Source organism: Rhizobium sp. CB3090, from assembly GCF_029714285.1.
Classification (GTDB): Bacteria; Pseudomonadota; Alphaproteobacteria; order Rhizobiales; family Rhizobiaceae; genus Rhizobium.
On the sequence record NZ_CP121662.1, the window covers coordinates 3,746,838 to 3,768,131 of the forward strand.

Here is a 21,294-nt window from a genome sequence, read left to right on the forward strand (position 1 = left end):
CATGCTCATGATGCTCGACCGCCGTCTCAACGCCTTTCGACCCGATCTTGCCGATGCCTCTCTTCGGGGCAAAGTCGAGGCTGGCCGTTTTGTCGAGGGCACCAGGGCACAGGTCGTCGCTCCTGTCGCAGCCCTTCGTCAGCAGCCGGATCCGGCGCGCGGCATCGATACCGAGCTTTTGTTTGGCGAAGAGGTCGATGTCTTCGAACGGAAGGATGGCTGGTGTTGGGTGAAAGCGGTGTCGGACGGCTATGTCGGCTACCTTCCCGAAAGGGCCATCCGAGGAGAGCAGGCGGCGCCCACCCATATCGTCGTGACGCAGAGGACTTTTCTCTATCCCGAGCCGGAGCTCCGCAAGCCCCACACAGATGTCCTTTCCATGGGCAGCCGCGTGCGCGTCACCAGCACGGCCGAGGTGCGGGGGAATCACTATGTCGTCCTGGAAGGCGGCACGGCCATTTTCGCAAAGCATGTGCGGCCGATCGGCTACAACGATGGCGGCGATTATGTCGATATCGCCTTGCGATTCCTGGAAACCCCCTATCTCTGGGGTGGTCGGTCCGGCCTCGGAATCGATTGCTCCGGACTCGTGCAGCTCGCATTGCTGATGACCGGCCGCGCCGCGCCGCGCGATACAGATATGCAGTCGGCCGGCCTCGGCGAACCGATCAGCCGCGAGGAGTTGCGCCGCGGCGATTTCGTCTTCTGGAAGGGCCATGTCGCCATTATGGAAGACGAGAAGACCATCGTGCATGCCAATGGCCATACCATGACCACGGCACGCGAAGATTTCGCCGCCGCCGTCGAGCGCATCGGCTGGCTTTACGAGCAACCGACAGGCTACCGCCGCCTGCCGGGTTGAGAGTCGGCCGGAACCAGCCTGAATCTAAATCGTTATTTCCTTGATTGAACACGGTCTTGTTCGAGAGGAGAAGCATCATGCCGATTACGGCTATGGAACAGGCAATCAGGGATATCCTCGGCGATAGCCATCTACGGCGCAGTCGCAAAATCGATCGGCTGCGTGAGCTGCAGAGCGAAGCCCGCGGCATTCAGCGTGCCGGCAGCGAAAGCATGATGAGCGCCGATGACGGCCTGCAGGACGACTTGCGCGTCATCGAGAAAGCGCTGCGGCAACTTGGCGGAGATATCGAAGAGAAAGGTGCGGCTACGCTGTAGCGGCCACCTTCTTTCCGAAGGAGAAGGTGTTAGCAAGTAGGCGGCTTCGGCCAGCTCGTCACGCCGCCGGTCCAGGTCTCGAAGGCCTTCGAGAGTTTCAGCACCAGCATATCGCCAAAGCGCGGGCCGATGATCTGCAGGCCGATCGGCATGCCGGAGCGGGAGAAGCCGCAATTGATCGACGAGGCCGGCTGCTCCGACATGTTCCAGGGAACGGTGAAGGCTATGTGCTCGAAGGGCAGGGCCGGGTCGTTGGTGGGCGAGGCCCATTCAGCCGGATAGGAGACGATCGGGTTGGTCGGCGATAGCACCGCATCGACTTCGGTAAACAGCCTTCCGCAGCTCTTGCGCATCTCGATGGTCTGGTTGAAGCCGCGTACCGCATCGACGCCGCTGATATCGGCGCCGCCTTTCGCCCATGCGTGGATATAGGGCAGGATGCTGTTGCGGCGTTCCTCGCTCAATCCCATGATATCGCCCCAGAAACGCGCCCGCCAGAAGACATCCAGCCCATCCAGCATCTGCCGGGTCAGCACCGGGGCGACGTCGATGACGACGGCGCCGGCTTCTTCGAAGCGCTTGGCGGCCGATATTACTGCATCGCGCACCTCGGCGTCGACGGGCAGGCCACAGCCGGCGTCGAGCATCAGGCCGATCTTCATGCCGCTGATGTCGATATCGAGATCCATCCAGTCAGTCGCGTTCGGCGGCAGGCTGGTCCCGTCGCGCCAATCGGGCCGAGACAACGTGGCCATGGAAAAGGCGGCATCCTCGACCGTGCGGGTCATCGGCCCGGCGCAGCGGCCGACATAATAGGGGTCGACGGGGATGCGGCCATGGCTCGGCTTGAAGCCGAAGATGCCGGTCCAGCCTGCGGGCAGGCGCACCGAGCCCCCGATATCCGTGCCGATGTGCAGCGGTCCATAGCCGGCAGCCGCCGCCGCAGAAGCACCGGCGCTGGAGCCGCCGGGATTCTGCGTCGGATTCCAGGGATTGCGGCTAAGTTTGTGGAAGCTGGAAAGGCCGGAGGAGAGCATGCCGTAGTCCGGGCAGGTGGTCTTGGCGAAGATCACCGCGCCATCCTCGCGTAAGCGGGCGGCGATCGGCGCATCCTCGGCAGCGGGAACGAGTTCGACGGCGGCCGTGCCGAGCGGTACCGGCTGTCCCTTGGTGGCGATCAGTTCCTTGAGCGTGACCGGAATTCCGTCCAGCGGCCCAAGCGGCGCCCCCTTTGCCCAGCGTTCGGTGGAGGCGGCCGCCTGCCTGCGCGCATCCTCGGGATCATAAGCATAGAGGGCAGATATCGCTGGCTCCCAAGCCTCGATATGCTCTTCCACCGCCTGCCAGTATTCGCTGGGAGACAGGCTCTTATCTGCGAATCTGCGCCTGAGTTCGCGGATGGAAAGATCGGTAGCTTCGGTCATGGTCTATACTCTTTGTGTTCAATCAGCGCACCGCCTCGCGGGGATCGAGGAGATCGCGCAGCCCGTCGCCGAGCAGGTTGAAGCCGAGGACGGAGAGCGCAATGGCAAGGCCCGGCAGCAGAGCCAGCCACGGCGCGACCTGGAAATAGGTCTGTGCCTCGGCAAGCATCCGTCCCCAGGTCGGCGCCGGCGGCGGTACGCTAAGGCCCAGGAAGGCAAGCCCGGCCTCGGTCAGGATCGCTAAGCCAAGCTGGATCGTCGCCTGGACGATGATGCCGCCCATGATGTTCGGCAGGACATGGCGCAGCGTTATGGTAAGCTGCGTATTGCCAATGGCGCGCGCCGCCAGCACATAGTCCCTGCTCCAGGCTTGCAGCGCCGAAGCGAGCGCGACGCGGGCAAACACGGGCACCATGAAAACCGCAATGGCGATAATGGCGGTTTCACGCCCGGTTCCGAGAAATGCGCCGAGGATCATGGCCGAGAGGATTGGCGGCAGTGCGAAGATCACATCGCAGGCCCGCATGACGAGCGCTTCGAGCAGGCCGCGTTCTGCGGCGGCAGAAACGCCGATGGTCGTCCCCAGCGTCCCACCGATCGCGACGGCCGAAACGGAGATCGACAGCGAATTCCAGCAGCCGGCCATCAACATCGACAGGACATCGTGGCCAAGCTGATCGGTGCCGAGAAGGCCGAAGCCGAAAGGCGGCTGCAGCTTGTGGGTGATCTGCATCTTCGCCGGCGGAACAGGCGTCCAAAACAGGGAGATGATAGCGACGCAGACGAGGGCGACTATGATCAGCGTGCCGACGATGAGGTTCGCACGTTGCCGCGCCCGAAAACGGGAGCGACGAGGCGGGACGGGCGCGATGGTTTCGACGATGTTCATCGTGTCCCTCCGGCGCGTAGTCGGGGATCGATGGCGAGATAGGAAAGATCCACCAGGAAGTTCACGACGATGACGAGCCCGGCAAAGAACAGCACGACATCCTGAAGCACGATGACATCACGCTGGTTGAGCGCCTGATAGGCGAGGCGGCCAAGGCCGGGCAGGGTGAAGACGTTTTCGATCAGCACAGCACCGGCGACCAGAAAGGTGAACTGCAGCCCGAGGATGGTGAGCACCGGCATCAGTGCATTCGGCACCACATGTCCCCAGAGCACTCCGCTACGCGACAGGCCCTTGGCAGTCGCCGTGCGGGCAAAATCCTCATGCAGTGTGTCGAGCACAGCCGAGCGGGTAACCCGGGTCAGCACCGCCGCCTGGGGCAGCGCCAGCGAGATAGCCGGCAGCACCAGCGATTTCAAGGCAGGCCAGACTCCGTTCCCCCAGCCCGGAAAGCCGCCAGCCGGCATCCAGCCGAGCGAGGTGGCAAACAGCAGGATCAGCAGCAGGCCGACCCAAAAGCCCGGCACGGCAATGCCCATCTGCGAAAACAGCGTGGCGACGATATCGAAGAAGCCGCCGCGTCTTGCGGCCGCCGCGACGCCAAGCGGCACGGCGATGAGCATGGAAAGGATGATGGCGAGGATGGCAAGCGGCAATGTTACGGCCAGCCGCTCGACGATGAGGCCGTCGACCGGCACGCCGTAAGTATAGGATTTCCCGAGATCGCCCGTCACTGCGCCGGCAAGCCATCGGCCGTAGCGAATGAACAAAGGTTGGTCGAGGCCCATATCATGCTGCAGCGCCGCAAGCGTCTCGGGGGAGGCCGAGGTGCCGAGCGTGATGGCGGCGGGATCGCCCGGCAGCAGGGCCATCACGGTGAAGACCAGCAACGAAACGGCGATCAGGGTCAGGATAAGACCTACGATCCGGCGGGTAAGGAGTACGATCATTGCATGTCCACCGCCGGATCAGGTCCGGCATCGAAACATTTCACGGTGGGCGAAGGGGCCGCCCTGCCGTGTGTGCGGAACTGAAAGAGATCAGTCTTCCCAGGAGACGTTGGTCAAGACATTCGAGGGGATCGGCTCGTTCTCCCAGAGCCCCTTCAACTTCTTGTCCCAGACCCCGAGTTTCGGCATGACGAAGAGGAAGAGCGCGGGGGCATCCTCGGCCAGGATCGCCTGCGCCTCGCCATAGAGCTTGTTCTGTGCCGCCGGATCGGCGGTTAGCTGAATCTTCTTCATCAACTCGTTGAAGACCGGGTTCTTATAATTGAAATAATAGGGTTCGCGCGAATAGATGTCGATGTCCAGCGGCTCTGCATGAGCGACGATGGTCATGTCGTAATCGCGGCCGGTGAAGACGTCCTGCACCCATTTTGCCGGAAATTCCGTCGGCTCGATGTTCATGGTGACGCCGATATCGGCAAACATCGCCTGCATCACCTGGGCGCTTCTAGGGGCATATGCCATCTGCGGCGTCTTGATGGTGAAGGTGAAGCCGTTAGGATAGCCCGCCTCGGCAAGCAGCGCCTTGGCCTTGGCTTGGTTGTAAGGCAGCGTTCCCGTCAGGTCTTGATATCCTGGGTCGTTCGGCGTGTAGTGACTGCCGATCGCCGTGCCGAAACCGGACCAGGCGCCGTCGATGATCGTCTTGCGATCGAGCGCCATCATCAGGGCCTGGCGCACGCGCTTGTCGTCGAAGGGTTTGCGTGTGTTGTTCATGCCGGCGACCACCTTGAGCTCGGTATTGCCGATCTTAGTCATCAGCCGCGCATTGCCGTCGAAAGAGCTCATCAGCTCGGGTGCCGCGAATTCCGGAAAGGCATCGAGATCGCCGGCCTTCAGCGCCGCTGCTTCCGCCTGCGGATCGGAGATGAAGCGGAAAGTCACCTTGTCGAGCTTCACGTCGACGGACTTGTTCCAGTAGTCTGGATTCTTCACAAGCTCTACATGGTCGCCTTTGGCCCAGGCCGAGAATTTGAATGGCCCGGTGCCGACAGGCGTCGTCTTGTCGTCTGCGGCAGATTTCGGACCGACCATGACCGAAGACGGCCAGCCGAGCCAATAGAGCAGGCTGCCGGTCGGAGAGGAGAGATGCAGCACCAGCGTTTCGGGGTCTGGCGTGTCGATCGAGGCGATGGTGGCGAAGAACCGCTTCTGCGGATTGACGGATTTGCCGTCGCGAGCGCGGTCGAGCGCGAATTTCGCGGCCGTCGCATCGAAGGGCTCCCCGTCATGGAATTTAACGCCGGTCTGCAGCTTGAATGTATAGGTGAGGCCGTCGGGCGAAATATCCCAGCTTTTCGCGAGCTGCGGCACGATCTTGCCGCTCTCGTCGATGGCGACCAGCCCCTCGAAGATGTTCTGCCAGGTCACCTGGCCGATCGCGACGGGCGCGGCGATCGTCGGGTCGAGGCCGGTGGGCTCTACGCTCATGCCGATATTCAGTGTCGTCTTGGCCGCTTCGGCCGGCGCCATGCCCAGCATCAGCAGCCCGGCCGACATTGCGGTGCCATAGGCCAGACAGCGAGCAAAATCGCTGAGCCTCGGACGTAAAATTTTGGTCATCTCAGTTCCCTTGCTGCGGCTCGTGACACCGGTTTCCCTCCGGCATAAGGCCAATTTTCAAAATACTATCATCTTGTCGGGTCGAAATAGATCAGTGCCCAGGTCCTGCATGGGCACATCTCCGGCTAGGCCTCGCAATCCGGAAAGCGGTCCCGCCAGGCCGGCAGCGCGCCTTCGACGGGCAGCGCCGTCGCCTCATAGACGCCCCGGGCAATGGCGCGCGCCATGACGATGGCGGCGAGATGGCAGAGTTCCATGAAGCTTTGCAGGTCGTCTCTCTGGTGTTTGCCCGTCGACGCGGCAAAAACCGTGTCGCCGTCGAGCGGCAGATGCGTGGGCAAGAGTGCGCGGGCAAATCCGTCATGGCCGCAGATCGACAACCGGTGCGCTTCCGCCTTGGTCAACGCCGCATCGGTGACGATGGCGCCGATCGTTGTTGCCGTCACATTCGCGCCCTTCAGCCGGAGGTGCGAGTCGATGGTTTCGGGCATGCCGAGGCCGCCGAATTCGTCGCCGATCTCGAAGGGTGCGGCCCAGAAATGCGGTCCTTCGCCAATGGTCGCCGAACCCAACGCATTGACGGCGACGATGGCCGCGATCCTGTGTCCCTGGCTGCTGGTGGCGCTGGCCGAGCCGAGGCCGCCCTTGACGGTCGCTGTCGTCGCACCCGTGCCGGCGCCGACGGTGCCGAGTGGAAAGGTGCCCTTGCCTGCGGCCTTGAAGGCGGCGTAACCCATGTCGCGATAGGGCGAATGCAGACCCCAATCCTTGTTGCCGCCGTTGATGAGATCGAAAAGGATCGCCTGCGGCACCAGCGGCACGCGCGCGGTGCCGACCTGCAGGCCGCGGCCGATATCGCGCAAGCCCGCCTGCACGCCACCCGCCGCATCGAGCCCGAAGGCCGAGCCCCCCGATAAAACCAGCCCGTCGACCACATTGACCGTCATCGCGGGATCGAGCAAGGCCGTGTCGCGTCCGCCCGGTGCGCCGCCGAGCACGGAGCAGGAGGCGACCGCCGGCTCATCGAAGATGATGGCGGTGACGCCGGAGCCAAGCGCAAGATCGGTGCAATGACCGACAGAGACGCCTTCGATATCGGCCATAAGATTGAGGAGATCAGCCAATGAAAAATCCTTCGCTTTTCGAAGCGCGAGGTCGTCATGGCGATAGGATCGCAAAGAGGGGAAAAAGACAAGATGGGGTTGCGGCGATTGGCTGTGTCAGAGGCCGACCCTCGTGCTTCGAGGTTGCGCCCCTTCGACAAGCTCAGGGCGCTCCGCACTTCAGCATGAGGGCGGGAGTGCGGCGAATCGATGAAAAGCCTATGCGCCGGCTTGGTGCGAGAGACCAGCCCTCATGGCGAGGAGGCCTATAAGGCCGTCCCGAACCACGAGGGCGGGTGATGTGATGATGTAAGGAAAACAACCAAACCGATCCATCAAACGTGGATCGGCTTGGCCTGTTGGCGGGTGAGGAGATCGCGGATGGCGAGCTTGACCTCGTCCGCGCTTCTGAAACGCTGCTCGTCCAGATCGTGGACGTGGTACTTCACTGCGATGAACTTCAGCCGGTCTTCATCCGGGATAACGATGCCGACGGGAACGCCAGCATATTCGATGACTTGTTTCTTCATAAAAAATACTCCCTCCGCGCCCAAGCGGCGCAGACATGGCGAATTGACTGTTTGAATCCGATAAGGGGACGAACGTCACATTCGACAGCACGGGCGGGAGAGTACGCCCGAGCGGTCATGGCCAAGCACGGACCGCCCAAGGATCGAAGCGATGACTATAGAATTCAGCATGTCACTTCCTTAGTTGGCGTTGTACTTGTGTGGGCTCCGACGACGGAACCCGTGAGCTGGCATGTTATTATCTACAAACTTAGTAGAGAATAACAATTTCATCTCCAGAAACATATTCCGAAAGATGTCAAAATGTCGGCGATCAGGAAAATAAAATTCCGTATTAGGCTAAGTTGCGAGAAAGACCACATCAACTTCTCGCGACCTCCCGTCCCGGAAGCGGCATTGCCGATCACCGTTCCACAAATAGGAATTGGAATGAGATTCGACAATGCCCCGAGAGGATTAAAATCGGTTCATCACGAAATCTTCTCAAGGATGAACGCCCGAGAAAATGGGCCTAAAAGCCGTCTTCCAACGCCTTTTCCAGGGCTTTGACGAAGAAATCTGCGCTTCTTGCGGAAAGACAAAGCGGCGGCTTTATCTTCAACACATTCAGGTGATCGCCGGTCGGCTGCATGATGACGCCGAGCTCCAGCAGCCGTTCGCAGATAGCGGCCGTTTCCTCCGTGGCGGGCGTCAGCGTCTCGTGGTCGCGAACGAATTCGACGCCGAGATAGAGACCCATGCCGTGCACGGCACCGATCAGCCGGAAATGGTCCATCAGCGAGATCAGCCCCGCCTTCAGGTGGTCGCCGATGATTCGGGCATTCTCCTGCAGGCCTTCGTCCTTCATGATGTCCAGCACGGTCAGGCCGATGACCGAACTCACCGGACTGCCGCCGGCCGACGAGAAGAAATAGCCCTCTTTCTCCAGGGATTCGGCAATCTCCCGCCTGGTGATGACGGCGCCGAGCGGATGGCCGTTGCCCATGCCCTTGGCGACGGTGATGATCTCGGGCACGACGTCCTGGCTCTCGAAGCCCCAGAAATGATGGCCGAGCCGCCCGTAACCCACCTGTACCTCGTCGGCAATGCAGAGGCCGCCCCGTTTCCGGACGGCGGCGTAGACATCGGCAAGATAGCCACGCGGCAGGGCGATGCCGCCGGCATTGCCATAGACTGCTTCTGCAATGAAACCCGCGACACCCTCGCCTTTCTCATCCATAGTCTCCAGCAGGGTCGTAACGCCGGCCACGTAGTCCGCAGCCGAATCCGGACCGCGGAAGGGGCCGCGATAGGTGTTGGGCGAAACGAGCGGATGCACCCAGTCCGGTCGCGTCGTCAACGCTTGCGGATTGTCGGCAATGGAGGTGGAGACGGCATCGCTCGCCACTGTCCAGCCGTGATAGGCCTCCAGCAGGCACAGCATGTTTTTCTTTCCCGTATGCGCCCAGGCAAGCCGGATGGCGAGATCATTAGCCTCGGAACCGCTGTTGACGAAGAAGACGCTATCGAGACCGTCCGGCGCCAAGGCCGCCAAACGCTCCGAAAATTCGGCAACGGCGGCATAATGGAAGCGGGAGTTGGTGTTGAGCCGTGACCATTGCTGCTCGATAGCCGCCGTCAGCCGTGGATGCGCGTGGCCGAGCATGGTCACGTTGTTGACCATATCGAGATAGGCGCGGCCTTCCGTGTCGAACACGAATTCATGCCAGCCGCGCTCGATCTGCGGCGGAACGTCGTAGTAATGCTTTTGCGGCTTGGCAAAATGCGCTTCGCGCTGGGTCAGAAGTGCGGCGCTGTCCAGCCGAGGCGCTTCGCAGGCCTGATTGAGAAGCAGGACGGGCGAGGGGCAGATGGCCGACCAGCCATCGGCCTGATGAGCGGTGGCAAAAAGCGGCGGCACCAGCCCAGGGACGCGGCAGAGCTGCACGCGCAGTCCGCCGACGGCCGAGCCTTCGCTGCCGATCGTGCCGATGATCGCCCCTTGCTCCGCCCCGGCGCCCTCTTCCAGCGCGCACTCGACGCCATCGAGATGCAGGCTGACGGCTTCGCCCACCAGAACGAGATGCTGGCCGTGCCATTGGATGCGCCCGGCAAAAGGGGCCGTGACCGTCGCGCCGGCGGGCAGGCAGATATCGCTATGCAACGCGAAATTCTGCGGCGGCGTCATGCTGAGAAGATCGGCATGCGACAGACGGAATTCGCCGTAGCGGGTCGCAGCCGAGCCGGAGGCGATCGCCGCCTTGGCGAGCAGCCGCCAGTCCATGTCGGGCTTCAGCCAGTTGCCGTCGACGAAATGCGGGCTGATCGCCGAGAGATCGACGGCGGCAATATGATCCGAAGCGATATCCGGTAGCAAGGCAGACCAGCCTTCGGTGGCGAGCGGAGCGATATCGATGCCTGCGGCCCGCAGGATCGCCGCTTCCATCACCTCCGGCTGCGCGCCGGTGGCAACGTCGAAAATCTCGCGCTCGAGTTCCAGATTGCCGCGCACATAATCATTGTCGGGGTCGATGGCGAGCTGCTGCTCGCCGCTGGCCGCAAGGATCACGGCGCGGGCGACGATCAGCGGCCACAGCGCCTTCAATTCGGCTTCCCTGAGCGGATAGATCGCGTGATAGGCCTTGATGGCAGGGAGAATGTAGAAAGGGTCGCCTTCGGCATGATGGAGCAGCGAGGCGCAGGTGACGGCGAGATCCCCCACCAGCCAGCCCTGGATGATGTCGCCGAAATCGATCACCCCATCCGGGATAGGTTGCCCATGCGCATCCGGTTGGCTGACGACATTGTCGCCGGTGACGTCGTGATGCACGGGCTGCACGCGAAGCGCGCTCGCAAGCGGTTGGATGCGCTTGACGGCCGCAACCATTGCCTTGGCGATGCGGTCGCGCGCTTCGTGATCGGTGATGGCCGACAGCAGCTGCACGGCAACCGGTCCCGCCCGACGCAGGTCCCATTGCAGGCTGCGATGGAGACCGGGATGTTCGAAATCCGCGAGATCACGGGCGAGCCGTCCCGAAAGGGCACCCAGCGCCGAGACGGAGGCAACGGGCAGATGCTTGCGCCGCGTCAACGACTGACCGGGGAGATAGCTGAGCAGCCGGACGAGATAATCCTGCTCGCGAATGGTGACGACGAGAATGTCGCGGCCGCTCAGCGAGGGCACGATATTGGGCACGCGCGGCGCATCGGGCTTGGCATGCAGATGGCGGATGGCGGCGTTCTGCGCCTCCAGTTCGACCGTGTCGTATTCCGTCCGGCAGATCTTCAGAACATAGCTGTTGTCACCCGCGTCGATGCGGTAGTTGCGGTCCTGCTGGCTGCCGAGTTCGGTGATCGCTCCGGCCAGGCCATAATGCGTCTGCAAGATCTCCGCCGCTGCCTCCGGCGTGGTCTCCGGTCTTGGCAGTTGCATACGATTGACAAGCGCGGCGTCGGTCATGGCACCCCCGGATGGTTCATCTGCGTCGACACTAAACCATTCCGCCCAAAAGAAAATCACCGAAAACGAATAGAGTGATCTAACGTTAAGACGGAAGATAGGCTCCCGATTACGCCTGCCTAGAGGCTCCAGCTTTTGAATCTGGAGCGGAACTCACTCAACCTCGATTGAATAGCTGCAGCCGGCAAGCGTCTTGCCGGGATGGTTGATATCGGTCGAGACGTCGAGGGCGATTCGCGTATGCAGCACCGTGTCGGAATTCTCCAACTGCTCCTTCTTGGAGAAGATCTCCCTTTCGGCAAGGAATTTGTCGAACCTGTCGACCGCGGCGGTGACATCCAGTTGCTTGGCAATAGGATGCGGATCGGCCTCATCGAGTAGGGCCAGGGGGCCGGAGGAGGCGAAGGCAATCCTGTCGGTTTGTCGCCCGAAAACGGTGATCGGCTTCGCCAGCTTGAATTCCCGTAGTAGGAGGCTATTCGAAGGTTGCTCGGTAATCCCGAACCGTCTCATCGCCTCATTGCTCTCCGGTCCGGTCAGCCACATGGCAAAGCCATTGTAGCTTGGCACGTCGTATGTCGTGCATTCGATCAGCTTGGCGAGATCGATCTTCGTAGGGTCTTCTTCCGAGGTCATCGCGGCAGTCGACACCTGTGTGCTCACAAGGATAGCAAGGGCCGAAAGCGACAGGATTCTATCCAGATATGATCGCATTTTCCTCCTCCGCAACCTCCAAGCGACTCTATATCGGCCGCATTAAATCGCAATTTGGCGGGAAAAGGAAATAGTGCCCTTCGGATCAATCGCGCGTTTTCGAATGCGTGTCACTGGCCGTTTGAAACGGCGCATCCGAATACCCGCTTGCAAGTGGAATGACCTGCAAGCGGATAAGAGGCTCTATGTTCAAAAGACCGAGGCGGCCTGTGCGCCTTCAACGAACGCGCGGCGCTCCAAGCGTTTTCGCCGGGCGCCGCGGGCGTTTCACCCCATGCGTTCCGAGGCATAGCTCCCCGGGCTTGCCGGGAAGACGATGGTGCGGTTGCCGTTGAGGAAGGTGCGGTAGTGGATATGGGCATGGATGGCCCGCGCCAGCACCTGGCTTTCGACATCGCGGCCGATCGAGACATAGTCTTCCGCCGATTGCGCATGCGTGATGCGGGCCGTGTCCTGCTCGATGATCGGACCTTCGTCGAGATCGCCGGTGACGTAATGGGCCGTCGCGCCGATCAGCTTGACGCCGCGCTCATAGGCCTGCTTGTAGGGATTGGCGCCCTTGAAGCTCGGCAGGAAGGAATGGTGGATGTTGATGATCTTGCCCGACATCTTCTTGCACAGCGCATCCGACAGCACCTGCATGTAGCGGGCCAGCACGATCAGCTCCGTGCCGGTCTGCTCGACGAGATCCAAAAGCTGGGCTTCGGCCTGCGGCTTGTTGTCCTTCGTCACCTTGATGTGGTGGAAGGGGATGTCGTGATTGACGACCACCTTCTGGTAATCGAAATGGTTGGAGACGACGCCGACGATGTCGATCGGCAGCGCGCCGATCTTCCAGCGATAGAGCAGGTCGTTGAGGCAATGGCCGAAGCGCGACACCATCAACAGCACCTTCATGCGCTTCTGCGCGTCATAGATCTCGGCATCCATCTCGAATTTTTCGGCGACCGGCTTGAAGCCTTCGACCAGCTTCTGCTGGTTGACGCCTTCCTCGGAGATGAAGGAGACGCGCATGAAGAACTTGCCGGTATCGAGATCGTCGAACTGGCTGGAATCGACGATGTTGCAGCCTTGGTCGGCCAGATAATTCGCTATCGCCGCAACGATCCCACGCGTCGATTTGCAGGATACCCGTAGAACATAGCTCTTCATGTCTCTTCCCTCGTAAGGCGGCTCATCGTTTGCCGCTCGCTTATAGCAATCGAAAGGCACGGGAAAGCCTCCCGCCCATTCCTCGAGACAGAGCTTAAGATAGGTGGCGGAAAAAGCCGTTCCCATTGCGCCTTCCGACAGCGCATCCCCGCCTCAGCCGCTGGTCGCCAGCACAAGCTTTTGCGGCCGCTTCGCCTGTGTGCCCTCGTTGAATTTCAGGAAACCGACGAGAAGCCAGACAAGCCCTGCCGTCTTCATGGAGAAAATGGCCGTGGAGCCGATCATCAGGTTAAGGAACAGGAAAAGGGAAAGCGCGTGGCCGAGGCGCCGCTGATTGACCGTCTCGCCGCCCGGATAGAGTGAAGCGTAAAGCCAGAACAGGATCAGCCCGAAGATGGTGGCGCCGTAGATGATGTACACATAGCCACTGTCGTAGAATATGCCGACCTGATCGAGCTGCAGGCCGATCGTGCTCTGCAGGTCCATGCCGAGGAAGGCCTTTACCGTTCCATTGATGCGCCCGACGAAATTATCACCGGTCACGGTCGGTTTCAGGGCATGGATGACGAAGCCGACCACGATGATTCCAGGCATCGTCAGTAGGTCGAGCATCTTGGGAAACCAGGGATAGATGAAATAGCCGGCGACGCAGATGAGGCTGAAGATCAGCATCGTGCGCGTATCGTTCGTCAGCAGGATCAGCACGACGGTCGAGAAGAACAGCAGCCTGTCAAGCAATCGCAGCCGGTTGGAAAAGCTGATCAAATACAGCACCATCACGCCGCAGAAGTTCGCAAGCGAGACCTGTTCCAGGAAAATGGAGGATGACCGGTGGTCTATCAGGCCGAAGGAAAACCGGCCTTCAAAGCCCAATGCACCTCGAAACAGGCCGAGATCGCTGTAGGTGGCCGGCGGTACGCCGCGCGTATTCTGAAAATATTCGGCCGGATGAAAAAGCGCGACATACTCCTTCACGGACACGATCTCGCAGATGAGCACCGCAAGCACAGCAAGGCAGGAAATCTTGAACGTCAGCTTCAGAGTACGCTCGTTGCAGAACCTCCCCATGATGGAGAATGCGAAAATGATCATCACGTTGCGAAGATGGTCGACATAAGCCTGCTTGTTGATGGCCATGACGAAAACCGTCAGCAAGATCGTCAACAGGAGATAGAGGAGCGGTGCCATGTCCTCCTCGTAAATCCCTTTCTTCAGAATATAGGCAAAGCTCGTCACTTGAAGGAGCACTTCGCTGATGACGACCGAGCTTGGCGTCAAGGGCGTAATGTTGTGATTGATGAAGGCGAGAATGCAATTATACAGAACCGCGAGCAGCGAAACGATGAGAATTACGAAGTTTATGGGCTGCTTTTCGCCTGAACTTTGCATGAAACATCCGAAATCGTGGCGTCTTTTCCGCCCGCAGGCACCATATCAGCCGGATGATTCGGGGCAAAGGCTCGAGCGCCTGCCGCCCGCTATTTCGTAGGCTTGACCACTGCACATGACGGTGCCAGCGAAACCTTCCTGCTCAACCCGTCCGTCAATACCTTCATCTGTGGCTTGTCACGGCCATTGTGCGGCTGGACGTTGAGGGGTTCTTCCGGGGGCCACCAATCTCCGGCGGCCCAGTAGCTCCAACCCAGCCAAACGTCGCTGTTGGTGTTCATGACGTCAAGCACCTGCTTGAGACCGTCGAGGCAGCCGTCACTAGCGGCGATGCCGAATTCGCCCAGGAAGCCGCGCTTGCCATTCTTGCGCAGCCAGTCCGTGACATCGCTCAAGCCCCTCTTGGCGCTGTCTGTGCCGTCGCAGACGGGATGTGTGCCGGAACTGTCGGCATCGAGATATTGGTGAAACTCGAATGCGTAGAAATCGAGAGGGTCCTTGACGCCGAGCATGACCGTGCCGTTCGCGCCGCCGCCGAGCACATCGGCGGCCCAGCTATGCGCACCGGTCCAGTTCGTACCCGGCACGAGGATGAGGTTGCGGGCGCCGACCGTACGGATGCTGCGGATGGCGGTATTGGCCGCCTCCAGCCAATCGGGAGCCTTGATATCGTGCGGCTCGTTCATCAGGCCGAAGAACACGCCCTTTTGATTGTCGAACTCGACGGCGAGGCGCGCCCAGAAATCACCGAAGGCGAGATCGGTCGCCGGCGCTTGGGTGAGCTGGTCCTTGTCATAATAGCCGAAATTATGCGGATCAAGGACGACGGCCATGCCGTGCTTCTGGATGAGGTCGACGGCATCCTTGAGCCGCTGCAGCTCCATGCCGTCGAGGGGCTGGCCGAGCACCGGCTGCAGCCGCTCCCAGCGGAAGGGCAGGCGAACGACATTCATGCCCTTGTTGGCAAAATAGCGCACCGTATCTTCCGACGGATAGGTGTAGTTGGTGCCGGGCACGCCGCTGCGATCGCCGTATTCGGCCCCGGAAAGATTGATGCCCCGGTAGCAGAGCTGCGATGCGGCAAAACTGGCATCGGTCTCGGCGGCCGAGACAAGCAGAACCGCTACAGCGAGCGATTGTCGCAGCAGCCTCTTTGCCAGTCCCGTCATTGCAAGCTCCTGTTCTTCCTCGTCGCTGGTATGCGCGTTTCATATGAACTTCCCGGTTGAATATTGATGAAGAGGTGGGCTTGGCCGGCTCTCGTCGGCGTCTTGCCATGGGACTTCCTGGGAACGTCCTTAATGGTCCGTTAGCCAAACGTTTCTAAACTCCGGGCATCCGCTGCGCAGGATCTGTAGGCGGAGCCCATGAAAGTCTGAGATGAGCTCATTGGAACGAAGCAAGCGATCGAGCCAACTTCCTGGTTGGCACAGCACCGAGCCGTCCGAAGGACGGCGCGAAGGCTTGCGCTCGCGCAGCCCTGTGCTGCGGCCGCGGGACTTTGTCCATGAGGTTGAACCCGCTGCCGCCGAAAAGCCGGTTGCTCCGGTGGAACAGGCAATCGTTACTCACGATCAAACATCTCGCGAATTCGAGCGCAAATCGGAAGCCGCCCCGCCGCCCATCGTGGAGCCGGTCGTCGTCGCGGCTCCTTCGGTCGCCGAGCCTGCCGTAATTGCTGCGCCGCAAACGGTTTCCCCTGAGCGAACGCCTGATGCCAATACGCCGCTTCTCGACCTGCGCTCGGCTGTTCGATCGATCTGGGCGAAAAAGCTGCTGGTTCTTGTGCTCGCTGGGGCCGGAGCGGTGCTCGGCGCTGGTATCATCCCGCTGTTGCCGCAGAAATTCACGGCTGAAACCAGCCTCTATTTCGATCCCCGCCAGGTGGGAGGCGCCGATTCCCCGCAGGCCGCGCCCATTGCGCCGGAGCTGATCTCGACGATGATCGACAGCCAGACCCAGATCCTTTCCTCCGGCAAGGTGCTGGGCCGGGTCGTCGATGCGTTGAAACTCGATCAGGATCCGCAATTCGACGGCGGCGCCACCGGCGATGCGGCAAAATACGTGGCGGCGGCAGCGCTGGCGAAAGCAGTGCAGATCGCCCGCGAGGCCAGCACCTATGTCGTGTCGCTGAAGGTGACGACGCGCGATCCGCAAAAATCGGCCAAAATCGCCAACCAGCTCGTCACCTCCTTCATGGAGGAGGAAAACAAGGCGGCGGCGAACAGCTATCGCACCAGTAGTACAGCGCTGGACGGCCGGCTCGAAGATTTGCGTCAGCAGGTGCTTGCCGCCGAAAAGGCGGTCGAGGTTTACCGGGCCGACAACGATATGGTCGCCGTCGAAGGCAATCTGATCTCCGATAAGCGCCTGACCGCACTGAACGACATGCTGGTGACTGCGCAGCAACGGACGATCGAGGCTAAGGCGCACGCTGAAGCGGCCAACAAGCTGAGTTTCGAGGATGTCGTTGCCAACGGCTCTTCGGCCAATGCGACGACAACGTCGACATCGCTCAGCAGTCTTCGCCAGCAATATGCAACGCTCGCCGCCAATGTCGGCAGCCTGCAAAGCCAGCTCGGCGCCCGCCATCCGCGCCTGCTCGCCGCCAAATCCTCGCTTGAAAGCCTGGCAGCGGAAATTCGCAGCGAGCTGCAGCGGCAGACGACCTCTGCCCGCGCCGATTACGAGCAGGCGCAGAAGGCCGAGCAAGATATCGCCAAGGAACTGGCGGTGCAGAAGGCATCGCAGGTCAATACATCGGGCAAGCTGGTCGGGCTCAACGAACTGCAACGCAAGGCCGCCGCCGCGCGTGAGGTTTACGAGGCATTGCTAAAGCGTTCCGGCCAGACGAGCGACGCGCAGGACCTGTCGCAGAACGATGTCCGTGTCATCTCCGAGGCCGAGCCGCCGCTGACGGCGGATGGGCCGAGCCGAAAGGTGATGATGGTGGCCGGATTGATTGCCGGTGCCCTGTTCGGCATGAGCCTTGGTGCTGCCTTTGCCATCCTAGCCGGCCTGTTTCGGCATCCGGTTGTCCGCGGCTATCTCGGTAAGTGATCTCCGTCTCCACCGCCGCTGCAAGTGGCTCTTTCAAGATCGGGGATGCAATTGCGCGTTCGCTGTTCTAAAAGTGAAATGATGCAGAGAGTGATTGCATTTTGCTAATGAAGGCATAAAGACAATCAGGCTGTGCCGTGCAATACATGGTGGGACAATTTATGCGAGAGAAGCGGTCTGCCGTTCCGTTGACCGGCGCCAGGGAAAACTGACCAATGGTGCCCGCGGATAAGCTCGTCCTGCCATTCCTGGCGCTGCCGCGCTCGACGAAACGCGCGCTGGCGCTGGTTGTCGATGCCAGCCTGTGCGTGCTGACCGTCTGGTTCGCCTATTGCCTCCGCTTGGATGACTGGGTCATTCTGGAGGGTGTGGAGTGGCTGCCGGCGATCGTTTCGCTGCTCGTCGCCATTCCGATCTTCATCGTCCTTGGCCTTTATCGCGCCATCTTCCGCTACGCGGGCATGTCGGCCTTCATGACTGTCGTCAAGGCGGTGTCGATCTATGCGCTCGCCTTCATGACCATCTTTACCGCGATCAGTGTGCCCGGAGTGCCCCGAACGGTCGGCATCCTGCAGCCGCTGCTGCTGTTGATCGCCATCGGCCTCTCGCGCATGTGGACGCGCTACTGGCTTGGCAATGCCTATCAGCGGCTGTTGAACCGCAATCAGCTCGCCAAGGTGCTGATCTACGGCGCCGGTTCTTCCGGCCGGCAGCTCGCCGGCGCGCTCGCCAACAGCGCCGAATTGAATGTCGTCGGCTATCTCGACGATGACAAGCATCTGCAAGGTAGCATCATGGGCGGCCTGCCCATCTATGATCCCGCCGACCTGCCTGCCTTGAGCGTCTCAAGCGAGATCAGCGACGTGCTGCTTGCGCTGCCGAACGCGACGCGTCAGCGCCGCAACGAAATTCTCGAAAGCATGCGCAAGGCGCGCGTCACCGTGCGAACCATGCCAGATCTGACGGCGCTCGCCCAAGGGCGCGTCGCGGTCTCCGACCTGCGCGAACTCGATATTGAAGACCTGCTCGGCCGCAACGTGATCGCGCCCGATCGCGCGCTGATCGAGAAGAATATCCGTGGCAAGGTGGTTATGGTCACCGGCGCCGGCGGCTCGATCGGCAGCGAACTCTGCCGTCAGATCCTGAAGAATGGCCCATCCTGCTTGCTGCTGGTCGAGCAGAATGAATTCGGGCTCTACGCTATTCACGGCGAGCTGGAGAAATCCGCGGTGACGGCTGGCGACGGCGATATCCGGATCATTCCATTCCTGGCGTCCATCCGCGACGGTCGGCGGCTGAGGCAGATCATGGAGGCTTGGCGGCCGAAAACCGTCTACCACGCTGCCGCCTACAAGCATGTGCCGCTCGTTGAATACAATCCCGTCGAAGGCATTCGCAACAATGTGCTGGGAACGCTGACGACGGCCGAAGTGGCGCGCGATTGCGGCGTCGAGGATTTCGTTCTGATCAGCACCGACAAGGCCGTGCGTCCGACCAACATCATGGGAGCCAGCAAGCGGTTGGCGGAGATGGTGCTGCAGGCCATGGACGCGGATCGTAAGCCCGGTGCCGGCGGCACGAATTTCGCGATGGTGCGTTTCGGCAACGTGCTGGGGTCATCGGGTTCGGTCGTGCCGCTCTTTCGCCAGCAGATCCGCGACGGCGGCCCGATCACGCTGACGCATCCCGACATTACCCGCTATTTCATGACGATCCCCGAAGCGTCGCAGCTCGTCATCCAGGCCGGCGCCATGTCCGGCGGCGGCGACGTCTTCCTGCTCGATATGGGCGAACCGGTGCGCATCGCCGATCTAGCCCGCCGCATGGTGGAATTGTCCGGCCTGACGGTCAGGGATGAGGATGAGCCGGAGGGCGATATCGAGCTGGAGATCACCGGCTTGAGACCGGGTGAAAAACTCTACGAAGAGCTGCTGATCGGCGACAATCCGCAGGCGACGACCCACCCGCGCATCATGCGGGCCAAGGAAGATTTCTTGCCCTGGCCGGAGCTGTCAAAGCGGCTCGCGGCGCTTGAGGCAGCGCTGGATGAAAACGACATCCCGCAGGCAAGAACGCTGCTGCAGAAACTGGTCTCCGGCTATGCGCCCAGCGGCGAGGTGGTAGACCTCGTTTTCCGTGAGCGCGAGGTGGATCTAACCATCGCTCAACCGGATTTCGGCAGCGTCGCCGGGCTTTAGCCTTGGAAAGCATAGGGTTGCGGCTGGGAACCGCGGCGAAAGATGCAGCGGCTTTGCAATTCCGCCAAAAGCCGAACCGCCTTAGCGTTCGGCACCCCCGATCATCGATTGAGGCTTGGCCTTCACAGTGTAGATCCAGCGGCGAAGCTGATCGCAGGCGCGGAACCAGTGCGCTGTTGCACGCAGTAGAAAATGCCGTTTCACGGCGCGATAGTGCACGCGCTTGCCAATCGTCGTATCGGCACGGAATGGGCTGAAATCCGCTAGATTTTCAAGGGTGGCGAAAGTTTCGACCCCGGTCGACCAGCCGCGCTCGAGTGCCACATCGTAAGGAAGAAGCATCGGCCTCAGCGCGACCAGCAGCTTCTTTGCAGCCTGCCGGTTGACGATGTAGCACGCAGCCGATCCTTGCGGCCCATGCAGGCAGCGGCCGACAATGTCGCATTCGGCGGTTTCGGATATCGGCTTGAAGCCGACCAGACGATGATTGACGAGCTTCACCAGGCGCGCACCGCAGACGCTGTCCATCGCAGCGAGCGCACGCGGAATCAATCTATGGTTGAGTTCGACATCATCCTCCATGATGATGGCCATCTTGTCGCCGCTTGCAACAAATTGCTGCAAGGCAAGCAGATGGCTGCGATAGCAACCATATTCGCCGGCCAGCAATTTACGCCCATTGTGATAGATGAATTGCCGCGGCTGGAAATCGATGCGGTCGCGTTCCGGAATCTTGCTGCCATCGATAGCGGGAATTCGCGTGACACTCAGCCCGTATTGGGCTGCCTGTCCACGCAGTCTTTCCCAGCGTTCGGGCGAACGATCGAGATTGATGACATATATACGAACCTGCGGTGCCAGACTGTCGGCGCTGGCAACTTCCGCACATGCGATGATCCGATTGCTCCGCTCGAGAATCACCTTTACTCCCACGAATAGAAAACCCGAAGACGATAAACTAGAGCGGCCCCCGCTTTCCTATATAACAGGCTTCTCATTTTTCGCAAACTTAGATTGCACGCTTATAGTGTATGCTCAAGTAAAAGCGTTTTCGTTAGCGTAACTTGCCGTGAACGAATGTCCGGTTGCAGACGTGTCCGGCTCATTTTCAGGTGCCATCTGTTGGCGCTCTGGGCGGGCATCCTTATATTTGGGAGAAGGGGCGCCGTGTTGGTGCGCCTGTGAGGCGGAAGGATCCTAGAAATCCATGTGGACCAGACCGAAAATCGTCGTTGCCGCGTTGCTTCTTGCCAGCCTGGTGCCTATGCCGAGCTTTGCCGACAATCCGCTGCTCCCCAAGCCCTATGTCCGCCCGGTCTATCCCTATAAGGACCTTCCGGGAGTGACCGAACCGAAGATGGCGGCCGACGAAAAATTTGAGTGCCGCACGACCACGGTGCGGATACGCGGTTTCCACGAGGGCATCTTCTACCATAACCTGCCGCGCCTTGGTTATATCTGCGAACAAAACGGCGTCATCTCCGAGGGCACAAGCAAGCCGAACTATCAGTATTGGCAATATAACAGCCCGAACAGATAGGCTCGGCCATCCCTGGAAAATGATCGGCAAGAGATCGCTCGGAACGCGGTTGCGCTTCGAAGCGGCGTGTTCCTATGTCGATCTGAAAATGAATTTCATAAATTCGA

Annotated in this window: 17 protein-coding genes; 5 read left to right on the top strand and 12 right to left on the bottom strand. The window is 60.7% G+C overall.

Features of this window, described 5'->3' with window-relative positions; genetic code table 11:
- The first annotated feature begins 7 nt into the window (after positions 1 to 7).
- Both QA646_RS18030 and QA646_RS18035 read left to right on the top strand, forming a co-directional pair.
- Positions 8 to 862, top strand: a complete 855-nt coding sequence (locus QA646_RS18030) for an NlpC/P60 family protein (RefSeq protein WP_283056739.1) — start codon at positions 8 to 10, stop codon at positions 860 to 862.
- 77 nt (positions 863 to 939) lie between these two features.
- The gene (locus QA646_RS18035; RefSeq protein ID WP_283056740.1) at positions 940 to 1,179 is read left to right on the top strand and encodes a hypothetical protein; all 240 of its coding nucleotides are present in this window, start codon (positions 940 to 942) and stop codon (positions 1,177 to 1,179) included.
- Positions 1,180 to 1,208: 29 nt separating this feature from the next.
- On the opposite strand, the gene QA646_RS18040 is transcribed toward QA646_RS18035, so the two are convergent.
- From QA646_RS18040 to QA646_RS18090, 11 genes are all read right to left on the bottom strand, one after another.
- The gene (locus tag QA646_RS18040; RefSeq protein ID WP_283056741.1) at positions 1,209 to 2,603 is read right to left on the bottom strand and encodes an amidase; all 1,395 of its coding nucleotides are present in this window, start codon (positions 2,601 to 2,603) and stop codon (positions 1,209 to 1,211) included.
- A gap of 22 nt (positions 2,604 to 2,625) precedes the next feature.
- Entirely contained in the window at positions 2,626 to 3,492 is an 867-nt protein-coding gene (locus QA646_RS18045; protein ID WP_283056742.1) for an ABC transporter permease, read from the bottom strand.
- Positions 3,489 to 4,442, bottom strand: a complete 954-nt coding sequence (locus tag QA646_RS18050; protein ID WP_283056743.1) for an ABC transporter permease — start codon at positions 4,440 to 4,442, stop codon at positions 3,489 to 3,491. Before QA646_RS18050 ends, QA646_RS18045 begins: the two co-directional genes overlap by 4 nt.
- 90 nt (positions 4,443 to 4,532) lie before the next feature.
- Entirely contained in the window at positions 4,533 to 6,062 is a 1,530-nt protein-coding gene (locus QA646_RS18055; protein ID WP_283056744.1) for an ABC transporter substrate-binding protein, read from the bottom strand.
- A gap of 125 nt (positions 6,063 to 6,187) precedes the next feature.
- On the bottom strand, positions 6,188 to 7,186 hold the full coding sequence (locus QA646_RS18060; protein WP_283056745.1) for a P1 family peptidase: 999 nt from the start codon (positions 7,184 to 7,186) through the stop codon (positions 6,188 to 6,190).
- 314 nt (positions 7,187 to 7,500) lie between these two features.
- Positions 7,501 to 7,695 (bottom strand): hypothetical protein, encoded by a 195-nt coding sequence (locus QA646_RS18065; protein WP_028754369.1) that lies wholly within the window; start codon positions 7,693 to 7,695, stop codon positions 7,501 to 7,503.
- A gap of 511 nt (positions 7,696 to 8,206) precedes the next feature.
- Positions 8,207 to 11,134, bottom strand: coding sequence for an aminotransferase (locus QA646_RS18070; RefSeq protein ID WP_283056746.1), 2,928 nt, complete (start codon positions 11,132 to 11,134; stop codon positions 8,207 to 8,209).
- 153 nt (positions 11,135 to 11,287) lie between these two features.
- Positions 11,288 to 11,848, bottom strand: coding sequence for a hypothetical protein (locus QA646_RS18075; RefSeq protein WP_283056747.1), 561 nt, complete (start codon positions 11,846 to 11,848; stop codon positions 11,288 to 11,290).
- A 267-nt stretch (positions 11,849 to 12,115) separates the two neighbouring features.
- On the bottom strand, positions 12,116 to 13,000 hold the full coding sequence (gene purU / locus QA646_RS18080) for a formyltetrahydrofolate deformylase (RefSeq protein WP_283058909.1): 885 nt from the start codon (positions 12,998 to 13,000) through the stop codon (positions 12,116 to 12,118).
- Between the two features lie 153 nt (positions 13,001 to 13,153).
- Complete coding sequence (locus tag QA646_RS18085; RefSeq protein WP_283056748.1) at positions 13,154 to 14,389, bottom strand: hypothetical protein; 1,236 nt, start codon at positions 14,387 to 14,389, stop codon at positions 13,154 to 13,156.
- Positions 14,390 to 14,478: 89 nt separating this feature from the next.
- The gene (locus QA646_RS18090; RefSeq protein ID WP_283056749.1) at positions 14,479 to 15,558 is read right to left on the bottom strand and encodes a glycoside hydrolase family 5 protein; all 1,080 of its coding nucleotides are present in this window, start codon (positions 15,556 to 15,558) and stop codon (positions 14,479 to 14,481) included.
- A 211-nt stretch (positions 15,559 to 15,769) separates the two neighbouring features.
- On the opposite strand from QA646_RS18090, the gene QA646_RS18095 reads away from it, so the two are divergent.
- Positions 15,770 to 17,449, top strand: coding sequence for a GumC family protein (locus tag QA646_RS18095; RefSeq protein ID WP_283056750.1), 1,680 nt, complete (start codon positions 15,770 to 15,772; stop codon positions 17,447 to 17,449).
- 215 nt (positions 17,450 to 17,664) lie between these two features.
- Entirely contained in the window at positions 17,665 to 19,647 is a 1,983-nt protein-coding gene (locus QA646_RS18100; RefSeq protein WP_283056751.1) for a nucleoside-diphosphate sugar epimerase/dehydratase, read from the top strand.
- Between the two features lie 81 nt (positions 19,648 to 19,728).
- Here QA646_RS18100 and QA646_RS18105 read toward each other — a convergent pair whose 3' ends face one another.
- Positions 19,729 to 20,568, bottom strand: coding sequence for a glycosyltransferase family 25 protein (locus QA646_RS18105; protein WP_283056752.1), 840 nt, complete (start codon positions 20,566 to 20,568; stop codon positions 19,729 to 19,731).
- 286 nt (positions 20,569 to 20,854) lie between these two features.
- Between QA646_RS18105 and QA646_RS18110 the strand changes: the two genes are divergently transcribed.
- The gene (locus QA646_RS18110; protein WP_283056753.1) at positions 20,855 to 21,187 is read left to right on the top strand and encodes a hypothetical protein; all 333 of its coding nucleotides are present in this window, start codon (positions 20,855 to 20,857) and stop codon (positions 21,185 to 21,187) included.
- Positions 21,188 to 21,294 lie beyond the last annotated feature (107 nt).

Excerpts from the sequence above, each read along its gene's own strand:
- QA646_RS18075 (WP_283056747.1), bottom strand. The coding sequence starts at position 11,848 with ATGCGATCATATCTGGATAGAATCCTGTCGCTTTCGGCCCTTGCTATC.
- purU (WP_283058909.1), bottom strand. The coding sequence starts at position 13,000 with ATGAAGAGCTATGTTCTACGGGTATCCTGCAAATCGACGCGTGGGATC.
- QA646_RS18065 (WP_028754369.1), bottom strand. The coding sequence starts at position 7,695 with ATGAAGAAACAAGTCATCGAATATGCTGGCGTTCCCGTCGGCATCGTT.
- QA646_RS18055 (WP_283056744.1), bottom strand. The coding sequence starts at position 6,062 with ATGACCAAAATTTTACGTCCGAGGCTCAGCGATTTTGCTCGCTGTCTG.
- QA646_RS18050 (WP_283056743.1), bottom strand. The coding sequence starts at position 4,442 with ATGATCGTACTCCTTACCCGCCGGATCGTAGGTCTTATCCTGACCCTG.
- QA646_RS18100 (WP_283056751.1), top strand. The coding sequence starts at position 17,665 with ATGGTGCCCGCGGATAAGCTCGTCCTGCCATTCCTGGCGCTGCCGCGC.
- QA646_RS18110 (WP_283056753.1), top strand. The coding sequence starts at position 20,855 with ATGTGGACCAGACCGAAAATCGTCGTTGCCGCGTTGCTTCTTGCCAGC.
- QA646_RS18090 (WP_283056749.1), bottom strand. The coding sequence starts at position 15,558 with ATGACGGGACTGGCAAAGAGGCTGCTGCGACAATCGCTCGCTGTAGCG.
- QA646_RS18070 (WP_283056746.1), bottom strand. The coding sequence starts at position 11,134 with ATGACCGACGCCGCGCTTGTCAATCGTATGCAACTGCCAAGACCGGAG.
- QA646_RS18085 (WP_283056748.1), bottom strand. The coding sequence starts at position 14,389 with ATGCAAAGTTCAGGCGAAAAGCAGCCCATAAACTTCGTAATTCTCATC.
- QA646_RS18095 (WP_283056750.1), top strand. The coding sequence starts at position 15,770 with ATGAGCTCATTGGAACGAAGCAAGCGATCGAGCCAACTTCCTGGTTGG.
- QA646_RS18045 (WP_283056742.1), bottom strand. The coding sequence starts at position 3,492 with ATGAACATCGTCGAAACCATCGCGCCCGTCCCGCCTCGTCGCTCCCGT.
- QA646_RS18040 (WP_283056741.1), bottom strand. The coding sequence starts at position 2,603 with ATGACCGAAGCTACCGATCTTTCCATCCGCGAACTCAGGCGCAGATTC.
- QA646_RS18030 (WP_283056739.1), top strand. The coding sequence starts at position 8 with ATGATGCTCGACCGCCGTCTCAACGCCTTTCGACCCGATCTTGCCGAT.
- QA646_RS18035 (WP_283056740.1), top strand. The coding sequence starts at position 940 with ATGCCGATTACGGCTATGGAACAGGCAATCAGGGATATCCTCGGCGAT.